The organism is Rathayibacter sp. AY1H3 (genome assembly GCF_002932015.1).
This window is the reverse complement of record NZ_PSUU01000037.1, coordinates 19,528-38,036: the sequence shown is the minus strand read 5'-3', so window position 1 is coordinate 38,036 and position 18,509 is coordinate 19,528. Positions and strand designations below refer to the sequence as shown.

Genomic DNA, 18,509 nt, shown 5'->3' with positions numbered 1-18,509 from the left:
GGAGGCGGCGGCCGATGCGCCGAGACGACGGAGGCCGCCGCGCTCGAGCTCGAGTGCGACGGCCTCCGGACCGTCAGGAGCAGGCGCCCGCGCGTCAGGCCAGGCGCAGCAGGCGGCAGCCGTGCGGCTCGAGCTCGAGCTCGACGGCGCCGCCGACGATCGGCAGCTCGGCGCCGCTCCACACGTCGACGGCCGAGGTCGCGCCGGAGCAGCCCAGGTCGGCCAGGTGCGCCGAGTAGGACCGCGCCGACGAGCCCAGCCAGAACACTCCGCGCCACTGCTCGTCGCCGCGCCACGCCGACCACACCACCAGGTCGCCGTCGCGGACGATCTCGCGGCTACCGTCGCTGCCGAGCAGCGCGAGGACGTCGTCGTTCGTCAGCAGCGCCAGGGTGTCGGCGGGCGTGTCCGGGAGGTGCCCGCCCATCATCAGCGGCGAGCGGAGCAGGCACCACAGCGTCACGAGCGTCCGCTGCTCCGCGGGCGTGAACCGCGAGAGCCGGTCCTCGCCCACGTGCGCGCGCACGCCGATCCGCCCCAGCGGCAGCATGTCGGCGTCGGCCCACGCGCCGGGGCGCTGGTGCGGCGCCCAGCGCGCGGCCCGCTGGAACTGCTCCTGCAGGTGGGCCCAGTCGTCCCAGAAGTCGTCCGAGATCCGCCACATCTGCGCGGTCGACCGCAGCAGCTCGAGGTTCTCGAGCGAGAGCTGCTTGCCGGGGGAGAGGCTCAGCACCATCGGACGGCCGGTCGCGTCGATCGCGCGGGAGAGTGCGGCGATCTCCTCCGCCTGGATCGGCGGGTAGAGCACGTCGTCGAGCTTCACGAAGTCGACACCCCACGAGGCCAGCTGCGCCATCACGGAGTCGTAGTACTGCTGCGCGCCGGGCGCGCTCATGTCGACGCCGTAGTTGTCCGGGTTCCACGGGCAGACGTTCCCGCGGTCGGCGATGTCGGCGCAGGTCGCCTCCGCCCCGAGCACCGGCAGGCCGAGCTCGACGGCCCGCCGGGGGACGCCGCGCATCAGGTGCACGCCGAAGCGGAGGCCGAGGGCGTGCACGCGCGCGGCCAGCGCCGTGAACCCGCCCGTCGCCGCGGAGGGGAAGCGTCCGGCGGCGGGCTGCGGGCGGCCCCAGTCGTCGAGCACCGGCTCCGACACCTCCTGGTAGCCGCTCGTGCCGGGATCGGGCTCGTACCACTGGATGTCGACGACGACCGTGTCCCAGCCGTGCGGCAGGAGGTGCTCGGCGAGGTACTCGGCGTTCGCGAGCACCTCCTCCTCCGTCACCGAGGCGCCGAAGCAGTCCCAGCTGTTCCAGCCCATCGGCGGACGGCGGGCGGCCTCCGTGCGCGCGGCGATCACGAGAGCTCCAGCGTCACGGTCGCGAAGGAGTGCGGGGGCAGCGTGACGCGCAGGCCCGTCGCCGTGGTCTCGATGCCCTCGAGGGCGACGGGGCTCACCTCGTCGGCGGCGCCGGGCCGGTTGTGCGCGTCGGGGCGGTCGGCGGTGAGGAGGCGGCCGGTCGCGCCGGTCACGGTCCCACCGCGGAAGTCGAGGGAGACCTCGAGCGGCTCCTCCAGGTCGACGTTGGTCAGCGAGACCAGGACGCGGCCGTCCTTCGTGGAGGCGGAGGCGGAGGCGACGGGGATCTCGCGGCCGTCGACCGCGTGCGTCGGGCCGGCGACCGTGGTCGGCAGAACCGTCGCGTCGTGGTGCCCCTTGTTCATCTCGAACACGTGGTACGTCGGCGTGCGGACCATCTCGCCGCCGTCCGGGTCGGTCAGCAGCATCGCCTGCAGCACGTTCACCGTCTGCGCGATGTTCGCCATCGTCAGGCGGTCGGCGAAGCCGTGGAAGACGTCGAAGTGCCAGGCCGCGACCATCGCGTCGCGGATCGTGTTCTGCTGGAAGAGGAAGCCCGGGTGGGTCCCCGGCTCCACGTCCCACCAGGTGCCCCACTCGTCGAGCACCATCCCGTACTTCTTCTCGGGGTCGTGGACGTCCATCACCGCGGCGTGCGAGCGGAGCAGCTCCTCGATCCCCTGCGCGGCCACGATCGTGCTCCAGTAGGTGTCCGCGTCGAAGTCGGTCGCGCTGCCCTTCGCGTGCCAGCTGCCGCCGATCGTGTAATAGTGCACCGAGACCGACTCCCACGGCACGGAGGAGAAGGGGTGTCCCTCGATCTCGGGGATCACCTCCATCAGCGTCTGCGTCCAGTGGGTGTCGGCGCCGTCGGCTCCGGCCGCCACGCGGTAGAGCGGAGTGTCGTTGCCGCTCTGCACGAAGGTCCCGAACTGCCGCGCCAGGTCGGCGTAGGCGCCGGCGCGCATGTTGCCGCCGCAGCCCCAGGTCTCGTTGCCGAGCCCCCAGAAGCGGACGGTCCACGGCTCCTCCCGGCCGTGGGAGCGGCGCAGGTCGGCCATCGGCGACTTCCCCGCGCCGGTGAGGTACTCGGCCCAGTCCGCCATCTCCTGCACGGTGCCGGAGCCGATGTTGCCCGAGATGTAGGCGTCGGCGCCGAGCAGCTCGCAGAGCGCCATGAACTCGTGGGTGCCGAAGGAGTTGTCCTCCGCGACTCCGCCCCACTGCGTGTTGATCAGGCCGGGGCGCTCCTCGCGCGGGCCGATGCCGTTGGTCCAGTGGTAGCGGTCGGCGAAGCAGCCGCCGGGCCAGCGGAGGTTGGGGATGTCGAGGGCGCGGAGGGCCTCGACGACGTCCAGGCGGATCCCGCCCTCGTTCGGGACGGGCGAGTCCTCCCCGACCCAGAAGCCGTCGTAGATGCACCGGCCGAGGTGCTCGGCGAAGTGGCCGTAGAGGTGGCGGCTGATGGTGGCGCCGGGGCGGTCGAGGTCGACGGTGACGGTGCTGTTCACGGGGTGCTCCAGGGTCGTGGCGGACGGGTCGGCGGCGGTGCCGGCGGTGTCGAGGACGCCGGGGTCGGCGGCGGTGCTCACGCGGTCTCGCGGACGAGCCGCAGGACGATCGCGCGGTCGGCGTGGAAGGTCGGCAGGTCCAGGCCCGCCTCGCCCAGCAGGCTCCCCGAGTAGGCGGGGGCCGGGGCGTCGGAGTCCAGCGGCACCGTCGACTCCAGCCAGTGCGGGCTCTGCCAGGGCGGGCCGAGCGAGCCGGGGCGCGCGGTCTCGATCCGGTAGCGCGCCCGCGGATCCAGGCCCGGGAGGCGGACGCGGCGGCGCGAGTCCGCGGTCAGCGCGGGCGTGACCAGCGTGTACAGCGCCTCCGAGCCGTCCGGCGCGACGACGCCGCGCAGCGACGGCGCGTCGGGGTCGGAGTCATCGCCCCCGACGACCCGGCCGGTCGCGATCAGGCCGCGGTGCTCGCGGTACGCCGCGATCCAGCCCGCCAGCACGGGCTCCTCCTCCGCGTCCAGCTCGCGGAGGTCCCACTCGATCCCGAAGTGGCCGAGGAAGGCGATCGCGCAGCGGGTGTGCAGGTCGCTGGTGCGACCGGTGACGGAGTTGACCGGCGAGGCGACGTGCGAGCCGAGCATCTCCGGCGGCACGAGCAGCCCGGTCCAGCGCAGCATCCGCGAGCGGTCCAGCGGGTCCTGGTTGTCGGAGGTGTGCACGCGGTCGGTGCGCTCGAGGATCCCCAGGTCGACCCGGCCGCCGCCGGAGGCGCAGCTCTCGATCTCGAGCTCCGGGTGCCGGGCGCGCAGCTCGTCGATCAGCCGGTACAGCGCGAGCGTCTGCTCGTGCACCGCGGCCGTCCCGGTGGCGGGGTGGCCCGCGTCGATCAGGTCGCGGTTGTGGTCCCACTTGAGGTACGCGACGCCGAGGTCGGCGACCAGGCCGTCGAGCACGCCGAGGATGTGCGCGAACGCGTCGGGGTTCGTCAGGTCGAGCACCTGCTGGAAGCGGAACCGCGGCGGCAGCTCCTCGCGGGCCCGCAGGATCCAGTCGGGGTGCGCGCGGGCGAGGTCGGAGTCCTCGTTGATCATCTCGGGCTCGACCCAGAGGCCGAACTCCATGCCCAGGCCGCGGACGTGCTCGGCGAGGGGGAGGAGGCCGTCGGGCCAGGCGACGGGGTCGGGCGTCCAGTCGCCGAGGCCGGCGCGGTCGTCGCTGCGGCCGAGGAACCAGCCGTCGTCGAGCACGTAGCGCTCGACCCCGAGGGCGGCGGCGCGGTCGGCCAGCTCGGCGAGGACGGCGAGGTCCTGGTCGAAGTAGACCGCCTCCCAGACGTTGAGCGTCACCGGGCGCGGCCGGCGCGAGGAGCGGGAGACCTCGCGGAGGTGGGCGTGGAAGCGCGCGGCCGCGGCGTCGAGGCCGTGGCCGAAGCTGCCGGAGATCCAGGGGGAGGAGTAGCTCTCGCCGCTCGCGAGGCGCACCTCGCCGGGCAGGAGCAGCTCGCCGCCGCGGAAGGCGAGCCAGCCGTCGCCGCGCTCCACCGCGTGCTCGTGGTTGCCGCCGATGCCGACGTGGCAGAGCCAGACCCGGCCGTCGGCGGAGTCGAAGCCGGGGGTGCCGACCGCGACGACCGTCGTCGCGTCCAGGCCGGTGCGGCCGCGCCGCGAGGAGCGGGAGTGGGTGCCGGTGACGACGGGGTGGCGCTGGGGGATCTTCTCGGTGCCCCAGCGGCCGGAGAAGTTCAGGATCTCGCGGGCCTCGGTCGGGATCCGGAGGGCGGGGTCGACGCCGATCACCTCGAGGTGCCCGGCGCCGTCGTTGCGGACCGAGACGCGGGTCCTGAGCAGTCCGGCAGGGGAGAGAACGATCTCTAGGACCACCCCGATCCGGGCCTGCGCGTCGTGCGCCTCGACGGTCACGGCGGCGCTGCCGGCCTGCGGGACCGCGCCCTCCGCGAGGGCCTCCCCGTCCACCGAGACGGTGTCCACGGTCAGTCTCGGCGACCAGCCGGCGCCCTCCCGGTGCACCCGGAGACCCGGCAGGCCGGCCCAGCCGAAGGTGTGCTCGGGCAGGATCCCGGGCTCGTAGGGGACGTCGGAGGAGCCCTCGATCCCCGTCCGCACGGGAGTTCTTACGAAAGCTGCGAGATCGTCGTCGCTCGCGTCGAGTCGCGGACCCCAGTGCAGCAGCACGGGCAGGTCGCCTCCCGACTGAGTGAGGAGGGCGGACACGTCATCGGCGACGAGATGGATCACTCTCGGGGATTGCATGTCCCCATTCCTATCGTCGATCCTGGTCTGAGTACAGCGAGAGATCGATCTCGACCCTCGGTCGGATGGACCACCGCGCGGATCGACCCGCGCCGATCGACCACCGCTCGCGCCGCTCATCCCCACCACCCACCGCCTCGACGAGGAGCACCCATGCCGCTGACCCACCCGGCCCCGCACGAGACCCGCCTGGAGCGCGGGGTGCTCGACGCGCGGCGGCGGCTCAACCGCGACTACCTCCTCTCGCTCACCGACGAGGGGCTGCTGCAGAACTTCCTGATCGAGGCCGGGATCGGCGACCAGGGCTGGCACCTGCACCCCTCGCAGGACTCGCGCGAGGCCCGCGGCCTCGACCGGCACTGGGGCTGGGAGACGCCGGGCTCGCAGCTGCGCGGGCACTTCCTCGGCCACTGGCTCTCCGCCGCGGCCCGCGAGGTCGCGGTCACCGGCGACCCGCTGCTGCGCGTCCGGATCGACTCCGTGCTCGACGGACTCGAGCGCTGCCAGGAGGAGAACGGCGGCGGCTGGATCTGGGCGATCCCGCGCGGCTACCTCGACCGCCTCGCGACCGGCCGCCCCATCTGGGCGCCGCAGTACGCGATGCACAAGCTGCTGATGGGCCTCGTCGACCTGCACCTCGACCTCGGCGACGAGCGGGCGCTGCGGATGGCGCGGGCCGCCACGGTCCCGCTGCTGGAGTGGGTCCGCGGATTCGACGACGCCGCGTTCCAGGAGATCCTCGAGGTCGAGACCGGCGGCATGCTCGAGGTCTGGGCCGACCTCCTCGCGATCACCGGCGACCCCGTCTACACCGAGCTGCTCGGCCGCTACGACCGCCGCTCCCTCTTCGAGGGCCTGCTCGAGGGCCGCGACGTGCTGACCAACATGCACGCCAACACCACGATCCCCGAGGTGCTCGGTGCCGCCCGCGCCTACGAGGTCACCGGCGACGAGCGCTGGCGGAGGATCGTCGAGGCCTACTGGGAGCAGGCGGTCACCCTCCGCGGCACCTTCTGCACGGGCGGTCAGACCTCCGGCGAGATCTGGACGCCGCCCTTCGCGTTCGCCGCTCGCCGCGGCGAGAAGACGCAGGAGCACTGCGTCGTCTACAACATGATCCGGCTGGCCGACGTGCTGCTGCGCTGGACCGGCGACCTCGCCTACGCCGACTACATCGAGCGGAACCTCTGGAACGGCCTCCTCGCCCAGCAGAACCCGCGGACCGGGATGGTCGCCTACTTCCTGCCGCTCGAGGGCGGCGCCCGCAAGGACTGGGGCAGCCCGACCGAGGACTTCTGGTGCTGCCACGGCACGCTGGTGCAGGCGCACACGCGCCACTCCGGGCTCGTCTTCTACCGCCGCGGCGACGCCGAGCTGACGATCGCGCAGCACGTCGACGCGAGCCTGCGCCTGCCGACAGCCGCCGGCGACGCGGCGGTGCGGGTCGAGGTGCTCGACACCGCCGGCTACGTCGGCCCGGACGCCAACGCGGGTGCCGCGGGCGACGTGCACCGCCCCACCGCCTCGCGGATCCGGGTCGAGATCGTCTCGGAGGAGGGGGTCGCGCTGCACGTGCGGCTGCGGGTGCCGGAGTGGACCGTCGGCGAGCCGGGGGTCGCGGGCGACGCCGAGCGCGTCCGGGCGGGCGACGGCGCGCTCCTGATCGAGCACCTCGGCGGCCGCACGAGCGTCGACCTCGCCTTCGGCACCGAGATCCGCGCCGTGCCGATCCCGGACGAGCCGGGCACGGTCGCCTTCGTCGAGGGCCCGATCGTGCTGGCCGGCCTCGTCGACCGCGAGATCGCGCTGCGGGGGCGCCTCGAGGACGCCCCCGCCCTGCTCGCCCCCGACAACGAGCGGCAGTGGACCCAGTGGCTGCGCGGCTACCGCGCCGTCGGCCAGCCCGCCGCCGTCCGCTTCCGGCCTCTGCACGAGGTCGTCGACGAACCCTTCTCGCTCTACTTCCCGGTCTCGGCCGGGAGCTGATGGACAGGATCCCCTCCGTGACCTGCGCTCCGCGCTCATGACCGCCTCCACCGCCTCCCCCGCCGTCCAAGCGATGCCCCGCGGCCGCCTCCTGCTGCCGATCTTCGCGATGCTCGTCGGCTTCGGGCCGCTCACCATCGACCTGGTGCTGCCGTTCCTGCCGACGCTGCAGGACGATCTCGGCGTCTCGGTGGCGACCGCCCAGCTGGTCGTCACCGGCGCCACCTTCGGCTTCGCGGCCGGCCAGCTCGTCTCAGGACCGCTCAGCGACGCGGTCGGCCGCAAGTGGCCGCTCGGCGTCTCGGCGGCGCTGCACATCGCGGCGAGCCTCGTCGCGGCGATGACCTCCGACACCGCCGTGCTGCTCTCGGCCCGCTTCGTCCAGGGCGCCGCCTGCACCGCCGCGGGCGTCGTCGTCACCGCCATCGTCCGCGACCTCTACAGCGGCAAGCGGCTCGTCACGATGCTCGCGAACCTCGCCGTGATCGTCTCGGTCTTCCCGATCCTGGTGCCCTCCGTCGGCGCGCAGCTGACCAAGGTGATCGACTGGCGCGGCTCCTTCCTCGCGGTCGCCGCCTGGGGAGCGCTCGCGACCGTGATCGCGCTCCTGGTGCTGCCCGAGACGCTGCCCCGCGAGCGGCGGCACCAGGGCGGGCTCGGCCCGTCGCTGCGCAACTCCTTCGGGATGCTCCGCCGGCCGCGCGTGCTGGCGCTCGCCGCCGCCTCGGCCGCGGGCTGGTCGGTCGGCTTCGCGTATCTCGCGACCGCTCCCTTCCTCTACACGAACGTCTACGCGGTCGGGCCCGACCTGTACGGGCTGCTGTTCCTGGTCACCTCGCTCGTGACGATCGCGGTCGGGCAGACGACGGGACGAGTGATCGTGCCCCGCTTCGGACCCCGGTTCGCGATGTTCGCCTCGGCGATCGTCACGGCGCTCGGCGCCGTCGTGGTCGCGGTGCTCGCGCTCACCGGCACGCAGCCGCTGCTCGTCGTCGTCGGCGCGCTGACGTTCGCGCTGGCCGGCCGCTCGCTCGGCTTCGCCCCGGTGCAGTACCTCTCGCTGCAGGGTCCGTCGAGCGAGGCGGGCAGCGTCACGGCGATCCTCGGCACGGTCAGCTTCACGGCGGCCGGACTGGTGATGCCGGTGATGGGCGCGTGGGCCGAGATCTCGCTGATCCCGTTCGCGATCCTGCTGCTGCTCGCGGGGCTGGTCGAGGGCGGCGTGGCGCTGCTGTTCCGGCCGGGCTCGCGGCGCTTCGATCCGGGGGCGCAGCGGCTCGAGGACGAGCCGGCCGGGGCCGCCCGACCGGCCGGCCCCCGCGCGCACGACGAGAAGAGCTGAGATGACCCTCCGGGAAGGAACCACCGTGGAACTGCGCTCCGGCGACTACACCCTCCGCGTCGAGGCGGGCGGCCTCGAGGTGCTCGCGGGCGAGAGCGTCCTCTACGCGAACGACCGGCCGCTGCGCGTCACGGTCAAGACCGTCGCCGCGATCAGCGAGTACTCCGGCGCGCCCTATGACGACGTCTCGCTGTCGGAGGGGGCGATCACCGCGAGCGGGACGATCACCGTCGGCTCCGGGTCGTCCTTCGCCGTCACCGACGTCTGGCGCGTCGCGGGCGACGGCTTCTCCGTGCACCGCGACGTCGAGGTGCTGGCGGCCGGCGGCGACCTCGGCTTCTCCACCGCCGTCTCGCTCGGGCTGACCGGGTCCGACGACCTCCGCGACTACGAGTGCTTCGCCCCCGGCGCCTGGTACCGCGACAACGCCTTCGGGCCCGCCGACGCGATGGGCCGCGACCCCGGCAGCGAGTACTTCTGGCGCACCGAGACGCACTATGCGCTGCCGCTGTTCGCCGCGCAGAGCCTCGCGACCGGCGAGACCGTGGCGCTCTCGCGCTGGGCGGCCGACGCGACGCTGCCGCGCCTGGACGTGGTCCGCTCGGAGAACTTCACCGACCCGGAGTGCACCGTCGGCTCGATCGGCCTGAGCCGCCCGCAGGGCACGACGCTGAACTACCTGTACTACGGCTTCGGCGTGCGGACCCCGCTCGACGTGCCGCCCGCGGGCCTGTCGATCGACTACGTCCACCCGGGCGCCGACGGCGAGCGCACGATCGACAACCCCTACTCCGGCCTCGACTACGACGCCGCCCCGAAGGCCCTGCAGCGGGTGAACCACCCGGTCGAGGTCGGCTTCCGCCAGCGCTACGCCGTCGCGGTCGACCTCGGCCGGTACGACGACTTCGCGACGATGATGCGCGCCACCTGGCGCAGCACCTACGCCCGGCTCCGCGACGACCTGTTCGAGGTCGACAACGAGCGGCACTTCCACCACGGCATGGCGATCCTCCAGCGCCTCACCCGCCGCTACGGCGACTCCTGGGGCCTGCCGTTCGCCTGCCAGCTGCCGGACCTCGACGTCTCGAGCGTCTCCTTCCAGTTCGGCTTCGTCGGGCAGCAGCCCGGCATCGGCTACCAGCTGCTGCGCTACGGCGACCGCGAGGGCGTGCCGGAGGCGTTCGAGCAGGGCGTCGGCATCGTCGACTTCTGGGCGCGGACCGCGCTGCCCGAGTCGGGCCCGCCGCGGATGTGCTTCAACCCCTCGCTCGGCGGCTTCGAGCCGTACCCGCACTACCTGCGGATGCTCGCCGACGGCGTCGAGGCGATCCTCGACGCCTACCTGCACCTGCGCGACCTCGGCGACGAGCGCCCGCTCTGGCTCGAGTTCTGCCGGCGGACCGCCGACTGGCTGCTCGTCGTGCAGGACGCCGACGGCAGCTTCCACCGCGCCTACAACGCCGAAGGCTCGGTGCGGATGGACTCGCGCTCGAACACCCCGAGCGTGATCCGCTTCCTCGTGCAGCTGCACCTCGTGACGGGGGAGGGGCGCTACCGCGCGTCCGCCGTGCGCGCCGGCGAGTGGTCGTTCGCGAACATCCACCGCACGCTGGAGTACCGCGGCGGCACCTGCGACAACGCCGACATCCAAGACAAGGAGGCGGGCATCTACGGGCTGTTCGGCTTCCTCGCGCTGTACGACCTGACGGAGGAGCCGCGCTGGCTGGAGGGCGCCGTCCGCGCCGCCGACTACACGGAGACCTGGACCTACGCGTGGTCCTTCCCGGTCCGCGCGCCCTGGGCGCATCCCTTCAACCGGTACTCGATCAGCGGACAGAGCATCATCACCCTCGGCGGCGGCGCCGACGTCTACATGGCGGCCTGCTCGTACAGCTACTACCGACTGCACCTGATCACGGGCGACGAGCACTACCTCGATTTCGCCGAGTTCCTGCACCGCAACACCCGCCAGTCGACCGACGTCGACGGCAGCATCGGCTACGCGATGCCCGGCCTCGGCCACGAGAGCGGCGACTTCGCGACCCAGACCCTGCGCAGTCACCACCACTGGCTGCCCTGGTGCACCTTCGTCGAGGTCGACCCGGCCTCGCGCCTGCGCGACACCTTCGGCGTCTACGAGATCGCCGACGCGCAGCGCCTGCCCACCGCCGAGCGGGCGGCCCGCAACCGCGTCTACGACCGCTACGGGCACTCGCGGAGCTGACCCGACCCACCGCATCCGGCGCGCGTCTCGTTCTCACGTCGACGCGGCCACACGGCGGGTCCGGCGGCCAGCGGGGACGACACCCGTTGCGCTGCTCCGCCTCCGTCGGCGGAGCGGAGCTCGTTCCGCGTGCCGCAGCCGTACCCTCCGCAGCGCCCTCAGCCGCGCCACTCCACGTCCACGCGCACCGCCTCCGCACCGAGCTCCAGCCCGCTCGACACCTCGCGCCCGTCGACGCGCAGCACCGCGTCGCGCAGCGTGCGCACCCGCGTCCCGCCCGCCGGTGCCAGCCACTCCGCGCTCGGCACCCGCCGCACCCACAGCGACGCCCGTCCCGGCGACCACTCCAGCCGGTCCACGACCACCCCGCCGCGCGCGCGCAGCCCCGTCACGGCACCCCGCGCCCACGCGGACGGCAGTGCCGGCAGCACCGTCAGCGTCTCGTCATCCGATCCCAGCAGCATCGCCGCCACGAGCCCCGGCAGTCCGCCGCTGGCGTCGAGGTTGAAGATCCGCCCCGCGTCGTGCCGGGTCGTCAGCGTCGGTGACCAGTGCTCGACCGCGAGCCACTCCGCGCAGGTCAGCGCCGCCTCCCCGTCACCCAGCGCCGCCGCCGCGACGCCCACCTGCACCAGCCCGAACGCCATCTCCATCCGCCCGGGAGGAGCGGTCGGCGCCTCGGCCCGCCACGCGATCTTCGCCGCCACCGTCGCCGCCGCGGCGGCCCGCAGCCGCACCGCGGAGGCGCCGGGGCCCTCGAAGGCCGCGTCGCCCGCGTACCAGAGCGGGTACAGCTGCGACGCGTGCCGGTGCGCGATCTCCTCCGCGAACCGCGGGTCGATCCACTCCGCCAGCGTGCCGTCCTCGGCGACCCGGTACTCCGGCAGCTCCGCGACCACCCGCGCCCAGCGCTCGTCGAGCGAGTCGTCGCCGCGGGCCCGGCCGAGCAGCGCCGTCGCCCGCGCGGCGTCCCGCAGCACGGCGACGTCGATCGTCGCATCGACCGCTATCGGCGAGCGCGCACCACCCGGTGTGTTCTCGGGGGAGTAGGAGGGGACGATCCGGCGCACCCCGTCGACCACGGTCGTCCCGGTCTCGGCGAAGCGCAGCACGCCCTCGGCCAGCTCCCACAGCCGGTCGTCGACGATCCCGCGGTCGCCCGTCGCGGCGACGGCGTCCGCGGCCAGGCGCAGCACCCAGCCGCCGCAACCCGTCCAGAAGAGGTGCGGGTAGCTCGCCGCGAAGTGGTCGGCGCGGCCGTGGGTCGACATCCGCGACGGCAGGAGCATCCCCTCCGCCCCGTAGACGAGGCGCGCGTTCTCGCGGTAGTCATCGAGGTGCGGCAGCACCAGCTCCAGGATCGACAGCGCCAGCTCGGGCGTGCCGGTCGGGATCATCCCCGCCATCGCGCCGTTCTGCACGTTGCCGTTCAGCGTGTAGTCGGCCGACCACGCCGGCCGCCAGGTGCCCTGCCAGACGCCCTGCAGCGTCGGCGGCAGCTCGCCGGTCGACGCGACGATGTTCGCGCGGCCGCTCAGGTACGCGAGCTCTACGACGCGGCGGCGCGCGCCCTCGTCGCCGGCGCGGGCCTCCTCCCAGAGGTCCTCGGTCAGCTCTGCGTCGGAGGCGCCGTCGAGATCCAGCACGGAGGCGCCGACCAGCCGGCCGTGCCCCTCGCGCTGGGCGTCGCGCAGCTCCTCCCAGGAGAGGTCGGCGGAGGCGTCGGGAGCCGCGCCGATCGCGACGTCCAGCCGGAGCACGCGGGCGACCCCCGCGGAGATCTCCACGTCCGAGACGGCGGCGCCCCCGGCCACGCGCCACGTCGCTCCGCTCGTCGCCCGCGTCACGGCGCGGATCGCGGTCGGGCCCTCGCCCGCCTCGGCCGTGAGCACCGCGGAGGCGCCGCCCTCGACGTGCGACGAGACCACGGCCGAGGCGTCGGGCACGCCGGTGTCGAAGGAGGTCGCCTCGCCGGCCCCGAGCGCGAGCTCGACGGTGACGACGGTGTCCGCGGAGGACTCCAGAGTCAGCCGGACGCCCTCGCCGCCGTGCGGGGCGAGCAGGCGCACGGCGTGGCGGCCGCCGTCCTCGTCGGTCCACTCCACCGCGGCCTCGCCGCCGAGCGGATCGATCAGGCGGACCGCGGAGGCGACGCCGCCGGGGGTGCGCAGCGTGACGGTCGCGCAGAGGCCGAGCGGGTCGGTCCAGATCAGGCCGCCGTCGTAGCCGCTGTCGCGGGCGGCGCGGGCGAGCAGGGCGGTGGCGGTGTCGGAGTCGCCGGCCAGCAGGGCGCCGCGCAGCTCGTCGCGGACGTCGGCGAGGTCGGGCGCGTCCGGGCGCGGATTGACGGGGAGGAACCAGCGCTCGTGGGCGAGCGGGACGGTCAGGGAGTCGGCGGGGCCGTGCACGACGGCGCCGACGCGGCCGCTGCCGACGATCAGGCCGTCCTCCCACGTCGGGGCGGCAGTGGCGGTGACGAGGGTGGGCGTGCGCGACAGTGCGCCGGCGATCGGGGCGATGATCGGTTCCTTTCGGGCTCGCGGGAGTGCCTGATATGTTGCGTGAACCCTCAAATTACCTCTCCCGGTGCGACGGCGCGCGGGAGTCGAGAGTTAGGAATCCGCGATGACGCGACCGATCACCCTCTTCACCGGCCAGTGGGCGGACCTCCCCTTCGAGGAGGTGGCGCGCCTCGCGGGGGAGTGGGGCTACGACGGCCTCGAGATCGCCTGCTGGGGCGACCACATCGACGTGGCGCGCTGGGACGACGCGGAGTACGTGCAGAGCCGGAAGGACATCCTCGAGCGCAACGGCCTCCAGGTCTTCGCGATCTCGAACCACCTCACCGGCCAGGCGGTCTGCGACGACCCGATCGACGAGCGCCACCGCGACATCCTCAGCGACCGCGTCTGGGGCGACGGCGACCCCGAGGGCGTCCGGCAGCGCGCCGCCCAGGACCTCAAGGACACCGCCCGCTTCGCCGCCGCGCTCGGCGTGACGCAGGTCAACGGCTTCTCCGGCTCGTCGATCTGGAAGGGCGTGGCCATGTTCCCGCCCGCCTCCGACGAGTGGATCGCCGCCGGCTACCAGGACTTCGCCGACCGCTGGAACCCGATCCTCGACGTCTTCGAGGAGGTCGGCGTCCGCTACGCGCTCGAGGTGCACCCGAGCGAGATCGCCTACGACTACTGGACCGCCAAGCGCACCCTCGAGGCGATCGGCCACCGCGCCTCGTTCGGCTTCAACTTCGACCCGTCGCACTTCGTCTGGCAGCAGCTCGACAGCGTCGCGTTCGTGCTCGACTTCGCCGACCACATCTTCCACGTTCACGTGAAGGAGTCGGTCACCAACCTCGACGGCCGCAACGGCGTCCTCGGCTCGCACCTGCCGTGGGCGAACCCGCGCCGCGGGTGGACCTTCGTCTCGACCGGGCACGGCGCCGTCCCGTGGGAGCCGGTGTTCCGCGCGCTCAACGCGATCGGCTACACCGGCCCGACCAGCGTCGAGTGGGAGGACGCCGGCATGGACCGCCTCGACGGCGCCCCCGAGGCCCTGGCCTTCGTGCGGAAGCTCAACGCGATCACGCCGCCGGCCGACGCCTTCGACGCGGCGTTCTCGACCTCGCGCGACTGACCGCCCGCCGCACGCCTGCATCCCGGAGGCCGGAAGGACCGACTGCCCGCGAGGGCCGTCCGGGCCTCCCGGCCTCCGTCGTGCTGCGAGCGCGTCCGCAACCGGGGCCGGGACGCTGCAGCGGGCGCCGAACGGGCCGGAGAGGGCGATCCGCCCTCGATCGCGGACGCGATCCAGGTCGGTCTCGGCGGCGGGCCCCCGCCCCGACCCGGCGGCGTGCCGGGAACGACGGACGGCCGACCCCCCGCAGGGAGCCGGCCGTCCGGCCTCGCAGGATCTACAGGCCCTGGGAGAGGCGGTAGTACGCCGCGTTCGAGCGGATGTCGGACTCGAAGCCGCGGAGGGTGGTCGACTCGTCGATCACCAGGAGCTCGACGCCGGCGATGCGGGCGAAGTCCTCCCACGCCTCCAGGCCGATCTGCGTCGTCATGACCGTGTGGTGCGCGGCACCGGCGGTGATCCAGGCGGCGGCGCTGGTGCCGAAGTCCGGGGCGGGCTGCCAGACGGCGCGGCCGACGGGCAGGTGCGGGAGCGTCTGGGGCGGCTCGACGTTCTGGACCTTGTTCGCGACCAGGCGGAAGCGCTCGCGGACGTCGCTCAGCGCGACCACGACCGCGTCGCCGGCGTCGGCGGTGAAGACCAGGCGCACCGGGTCCTCGCGGCCGCCGATGCCCAGCGGGTGGATCTCGAGCGAGGCGCGCTTCGACGACAGGGACGGCGACACCTCGAGCATGTGCGCGCCGAGGATGAGCTCCTCGCCGGGCGTCATGTCGTAGGTGTAGTCCTCCATCAGGCTGGTGCCGCCGGGGAGGCCGGCGCCCATGACGGCGGCGATGCGGATGAGGACGGCGGTCTTCCAGTCTCCCTCTCCGCCGAAGCCGTAGCCGTCGGCCATGAGGCGCTGCACGGCGAGTCCGGGGAGCTGGCGGAGCCCGCCGAGGTCCTCGAAGCTGTCGGTGAACGCCTCGAAGCCGCCCTCCTCCAGGAACGAGCGCAGGCCGATCTCGACCGCGGCGCCGTAGCGGAGCGACTCGTGGCGCTCGCCGCCGGGGAGCAGCTCGGGGACCACGTCGTAGCTCTCGACGTACTCCGCGACGAGGGTGTCGATCTGCTCGGAGGTGGCGGCGTCGACGCGCTCGACGAGCTCGTTCACTCCCCAGGTGTTGACGCTGACGCCGAGGCGGATCTCGGCCTCGGTCTTGTCGCCCTCGGTGACGGCGACGTTGCGCATGTTGTCGCCGAAGCGGGCGACCTTCATGCTCTGCGAGGCGGACCAGCCGGCGGCCGCGCGCGACCAGGTGCCGATGGCCTCGGTGACGCGGGCGTCGCTCGCGTGGCCGACGACGGTCTTCCGGGGCACGCTCATCCGGCTGAGGATGTAGCCGTGCTCGCGGTCGCCGTGCGCGGCCTGGTTGAGGTTCATGAAGTCGAAGTCGATGTCCTGCCACGGCAGGGCGACGTTCGCCTGGGTGTGGAAGTGCAGCAGCGGCTTGGCGAGCGCGTCGAAGCCGTGGATCCACATCTTCGAGGGGCTGAAGGTGTGCATCCAGGTGATGACGCCCACGACGGAGTCGTCGGAGTTCGCCTCGATCATGGTGCGGCGGATGGCGTCGGAGCTCTTCAGCACCGGCTTCCACTCGACGGTCACGGGGATCGCGCCCGCCTCGTTCAGCTGCGCGACGACGGCCTGCGACTGCTCGGCGACCTGGCGGAGGGTGTCCTCGCCGTAGAGGTCCTGGCTGCCGGTCAGGAACCAGACGGTGCGGGTGGCGAGGTCGGGGATGATGCTCTGGTACACGCTCATGCGATGGCTCCGGTGGGGTTCTGTCCGTAGACGTTCTGGTAGCGGTCGAACAGGGCGTCGATCGACTCCTGCGGGATGGGGACGAGCTCGCCGCCCTGGCGCGCGAGGTGCACGGTGCGGGCGACGTCCTCGGCCATGACGGCCGCCTTGACGGCGTCCTTCGCGTCCTTGCCGATGGTGAAGACGCCGTGGTTCTGCATCAGGACCGCGCGCGAGCGGTGGCCGCTGAGGGTCGCGACGATGCCGCGGCCGATGGAGTCGTCGCCGATGATCGCGAACGGGCCGATGGGGATCTCCCCGCCGAACTCGTCGGCCATCGCGGTGATGACGCAGGGGATCGACTCGGCGCGGGCCGCCCACGCGGTCGCGTAGGTGGAGTGCGTGTGCACGACTCCGCCGACCTCGGGCATCTCGCGGTACACGTAGGCGTGGGCCGCGGTGTCGCTGGAGGGGCTGCGGTCGCTGCCGGGGGTGCCGGGGACGACGTTCCCGTCGAGGTCGCAGAGGATCATGTTCTCGGGCGCGAGGTCGTCGTAGGAGACGCCGCTGGGCTTGATCACGAAGAGGTCGGCGCCGGGCACGCGGCCCGAGATGTTGCCGCCGGTCCAGATGACGAGGCCGTAGCGGACGAGCTCGGAGTGCAGCCGCGCGACGTCCTCGCGGACGCGGGCGATCGCCTCCTCGACGGCGGGGGTCTGGGTGGTCATGCGGTGGCTCCCTGGTTCTGCGGGTCGGTGAGGGTCTCGACGGCGGTCTGCTCGACGGCGAGGCCGGCGCGGTAGCGCTCGAGGTAGGCGGAGAAGCCGGCGACGTCGTCCGCGTCGGGGGCGACGGTCTCGAAGCCGGAGTCGCCGAAGACCTGATCGGTGAGGTACGCGTCGAGCGCGACTCCGCTCTGCAGGCGGTAGGCGGCGAGCACCGCCATGCCCCACGGGCCGCCCTCGGAGGCGGTCGCGGCGACCGAGACGGGGGCGTCGAGCGCGCCGGCGAGGAAGCGCTGGGCGACCCCTGCGGTGCGGAACATGCCTCCGTGCGCGAACATCTCGTCGATCCGGACGCCCTCGCCTGCGAGGACGCGCATGCCCAGAGCCAGCGTGCCGAACACGCCGTAGAGCTGCGCGCGCATGAAGTTGGCGAGCGTGAGGCGCGAGTCGGGGGTGCGCACGACGAGCGGGCGGCCCTCGACGAGCCCGGCGATCGGCTCGCCCGCGAGGTGGTTGTAGGCGAGCAGTCCGCCCGCGTCCGCCTCGCCCTCGAGCGCCTCGGCGAAGAGGGTGCCGTAGACGGCGTCGCTGTCGGAGGGTCCGCCGGACGCGGCGGCGAACCGCGAGAACAGGCCGACCCAGCCGGCGAGCTCGCTGGCTCCGTTGTTGCAGTGGACCATCGCGACGAGGTCGCCGGCGGGGGTCGCGACGAGGTCGAGCTCGTGGTGCACGCTCTCCAGCGGGCCCTCGAGGACGACCATGGCGAAGATGCTGGTGCCGGCGCTGACGTTGCCGGTGCGCGGGGCGACGGAGTTGGTCGCCACCATGCCGGTGCCGGCGTCGCCCTCGGGCGGGCAGGCGGGGGCGCCGGGCCGGAGGGCGCCGGTGGGGTCGAGCAGGAGCGCGCCCTCGGCGGTGAGCGAGCCGGCGTCGGCGCCCGCGGGGAGCACGGCGGGCAGCAGCTCGCGCAGGGGCTTCACGGCGCCGGCCGCGCGCTCGTCGTAGAGGTCGACGACGCGCTGGTCGTAGTCGCGGGTCGCCGGGTCGGTCGGGACCATGCCGGAGGCGTCGCCGACTCCGAGAACCTTCTCGCCGGTGAGGCGCCAGTGCACGTAGCCGGCGAGGGTGGTGAGGAAATCGATCCGCTCGACGTGCGGCTCGGAGTCGAGGACCGCCTGGTGCAGATGCGCGAGCGACCAGCGCAGCGGGATGTTCGCGCCGAACAGCTCGGTGAGCTCGGCCGACGCGGGCCCGGTGCTGGTGTTGCGCCAGGTGCGGAAGGGGACGAGCAGCCCGCCGGCCGCATCGAAGGGGAGGTAGCCGTGCATCATCGCCGAGACGCCGAGCGCCCCGACGGAGGAGAGCTGCACGCCGTGGCGCGACGAGGCGTCGGCGACGAGGTCCGCGTAGGCGGCCTGGAGGCCCGCGTGGACGGCGTCGAGGGAGTAGGTCCAGCGGCGGTCGACGAACTGGTTCTCCCACTCGTGGCTGCCGACGGCCAGGACCACGGACGGGTCGGCCGCGTCGACCAGGCACGCCTTGATCCGGGTGGAGCCGAGCTCGATGCCGAGGGCGGTGGCGCCGCTCGTGATCACGTCGGCGGGGGTGGGCCTGCGCTGGTCCATCATGCTCCTCGCTCGGGCGATGTGACCGTTCACAAAGCCCCGGGTCAGCGTAGGCG

At 73.5% G+C, this 18,509-nt stretch carries 11 protein-coding genes; 4 read left to right on the top strand and 7 right to left on the bottom strand.

Annotation, left to right across the window (positions count from 1 at the left end):
- Window positions 1-94 precede the first annotated feature (94 nt).
- From C5C33_RS13945 to C5C33_RS13935, 3 genes are all read right to left on the bottom strand, one after another.
- Complete coding sequence (locus tag C5C33_RS13945) at window positions 95-1,360, bottom strand: glycoside hydrolase family 27 protein (RefSeq protein WP_258069250.1); 1,266 nt, start codon at window positions 1,358-1,360, stop codon at window positions 95-97.
- Window positions 1,357-2,871, bottom strand: coding sequence for an alpha-N-arabinofuranosidase (locus tag C5C33_RS13940; RefSeq protein WP_104249818.1), 1,515 nt, complete (start codon window positions 2,869-2,871; stop codon window positions 1,357-1,359). The genes C5C33_RS13945 and C5C33_RS13940 overlap by 4 nt, the downstream gene beginning before the upstream one ends.
- 77 nt (window positions 2,872-2,948) lie before the next feature.
- On the bottom strand, window positions 2,949-5,135 hold the full coding sequence (locus C5C33_RS13935) for an alpha-galactosidase (RefSeq protein WP_104261408.1): 2,187 nt from the start codon (window positions 5,133-5,135) through the stop codon (window positions 2,949-2,951).
- Window positions 5,136-5,288: 153 nt separating this feature from the next.
- On the opposite strand from C5C33_RS13935, the gene C5C33_RS13930 reads away from it, so the two are divergent.
- Genes C5C33_RS13930 through C5C33_RS13920 form a run of 3 tightly spaced genes read left to right on the top strand, consistent with a single transcriptional unit; the run spans window position 5,289 to window position 10,687 of the window.
- Window positions 5,289-7,121, top strand: a complete 1,833-nt coding sequence (locus C5C33_RS13930) for a beta-L-arabinofuranosidase domain-containing protein (RefSeq protein ID WP_181136255.1) — start codon at window positions 5,289-5,291, stop codon at window positions 7,119-7,121.
- A 37-nt stretch (window positions 7,122-7,158) separates the two neighbouring features.
- Window positions 7,159-8,463: a multidrug effflux MFS transporter gene (locus C5C33_RS13925; RefSeq protein ID WP_104261407.1), complete on the top strand. Its 1,305-nt coding sequence runs from the start codon at window positions 7,159-7,161 to the stop codon at window positions 8,461-8,463.
- A gap of 25 nt (window positions 8,464-8,488) precedes the next feature.
- Window positions 8,489-10,687 (top strand): hypothetical protein, encoded by a 2,199-nt coding sequence (locus C5C33_RS13920; RefSeq protein WP_104261409.1) that lies wholly within the window; start codon window positions 8,489-8,491, stop codon window positions 10,685-10,687.
- Window positions 10,688-10,845: 158 nt separating this feature from the next.
- On the opposite strand, the gene C5C33_RS13915 is transcribed toward C5C33_RS13920, so the two are convergent.
- Window positions 10,846-13,260 carry a glycoside hydrolase family 95-like protein gene (locus C5C33_RS13915; protein ID WP_104261406.1) on the bottom strand — a complete coding sequence of 805 codons (2,415 nt, stop codon included), beginning with the start codon at window positions 13,258-13,260 and terminating at the stop codon, window positions 10,846-10,848.
- A gap of 52 nt (window positions 13,261-13,312) precedes the next feature.
- On the opposite strand from C5C33_RS13915, the gene C5C33_RS13910 reads away from it, so the two are divergent.
- On the top strand, window positions 13,313-14,320 hold the full coding sequence (locus C5C33_RS13910) for a sugar phosphate isomerase/epimerase (RefSeq protein WP_104226056.1): 1,008 nt from the start codon (window positions 13,313-13,315) through the stop codon (window positions 14,318-14,320).
- Window positions 14,321-14,597: 277 nt separating this feature from the next.
- Here the strand turns inward: C5C33_RS13910 and araA are convergent, their stop codons facing one another.
- The 3 genes from araA to C5C33_RS13895 are packed head-to-tail and all read right to left on the bottom strand — an operon-like array spanning window position 14,598 to window position 18,453.
- Window positions 14,598-16,124, bottom strand: a complete 1,527-nt coding sequence (gene araA, locus C5C33_RS13905; RefSeq protein ID WP_104261405.1) for an L-arabinose isomerase — start codon at window positions 16,122-16,124, stop codon at window positions 14,598-14,600.
- Complete coding sequence (locus C5C33_RS13900) at window positions 16,121-16,831, bottom strand: L-ribulose-5-phosphate 4-epimerase (RefSeq protein ID WP_104224687.1); 711 nt, start codon at window positions 16,829-16,831, stop codon at window positions 16,121-16,123. Before C5C33_RS13900 ends, araA begins: the two co-directional genes overlap by 4 nt.
- A complete protein-coding gene (locus C5C33_RS13895) occupies window positions 16,828-18,453 on the bottom strand; it encodes a xylulokinase (RefSeq protein ID WP_104261404.1) in 1,626 nt (541 codons plus the stop codon). Before C5C33_RS13895 ends, C5C33_RS13900 begins: the two co-directional genes overlap by 4 nt.
- Window positions 18,454-18,509 lie beyond the last annotated feature (56 nt).

What these genes read in the sequence shown, in the direction of transcription:
- C5C33_RS13935 (WP_104261408.1), bottom strand. Translation starts at nt 5,135, where the DNA reads ATGCAATCCCCGAGAGTGATCCATCTCGTCGCCGATGACGTGTCCGCC.
- C5C33_RS13895 (WP_104261404.1), bottom strand. Translation starts at nt 18,453, where the DNA reads ATGGACCAGCGCAGGCCCACCCCCGCCGACGTGATCACGAGCGGCGCC.
- C5C33_RS13930 (WP_181136255.1), top strand. Translation starts at nt 5,289, where the DNA reads ATGCCGCTGACCCACCCGGCCCCGCACGAGACCCGCCTGGAGCGCGGG.
- C5C33_RS13925 (WP_104261407.1), top strand. Translation starts at nt 7,159, where the DNA reads ATGACCGCCTCCACCGCCTCCCCCGCCGTCCAAGCGATGCCCCGCGGC.
- C5C33_RS13910 (WP_104226056.1), top strand. Translation starts at nt 13,313, where the DNA reads ATGACGCGACCGATCACCCTCTTCACCGGCCAGTGGGCGGACCTCCCC.
- araA (WP_104261405.1), bottom strand. Translation starts at nt 16,124, where the DNA reads ATGAGCGTGTACCAGAGCATCATCCCCGACCTCGCCACCCGCACCGTC.
- C5C33_RS13900 (WP_104224687.1), bottom strand. Translation starts at nt 16,831, where the DNA reads ATGACCACCCAGACCCCCGCCGTCGAGGAGGCGATCGCCCGCGTCCGC.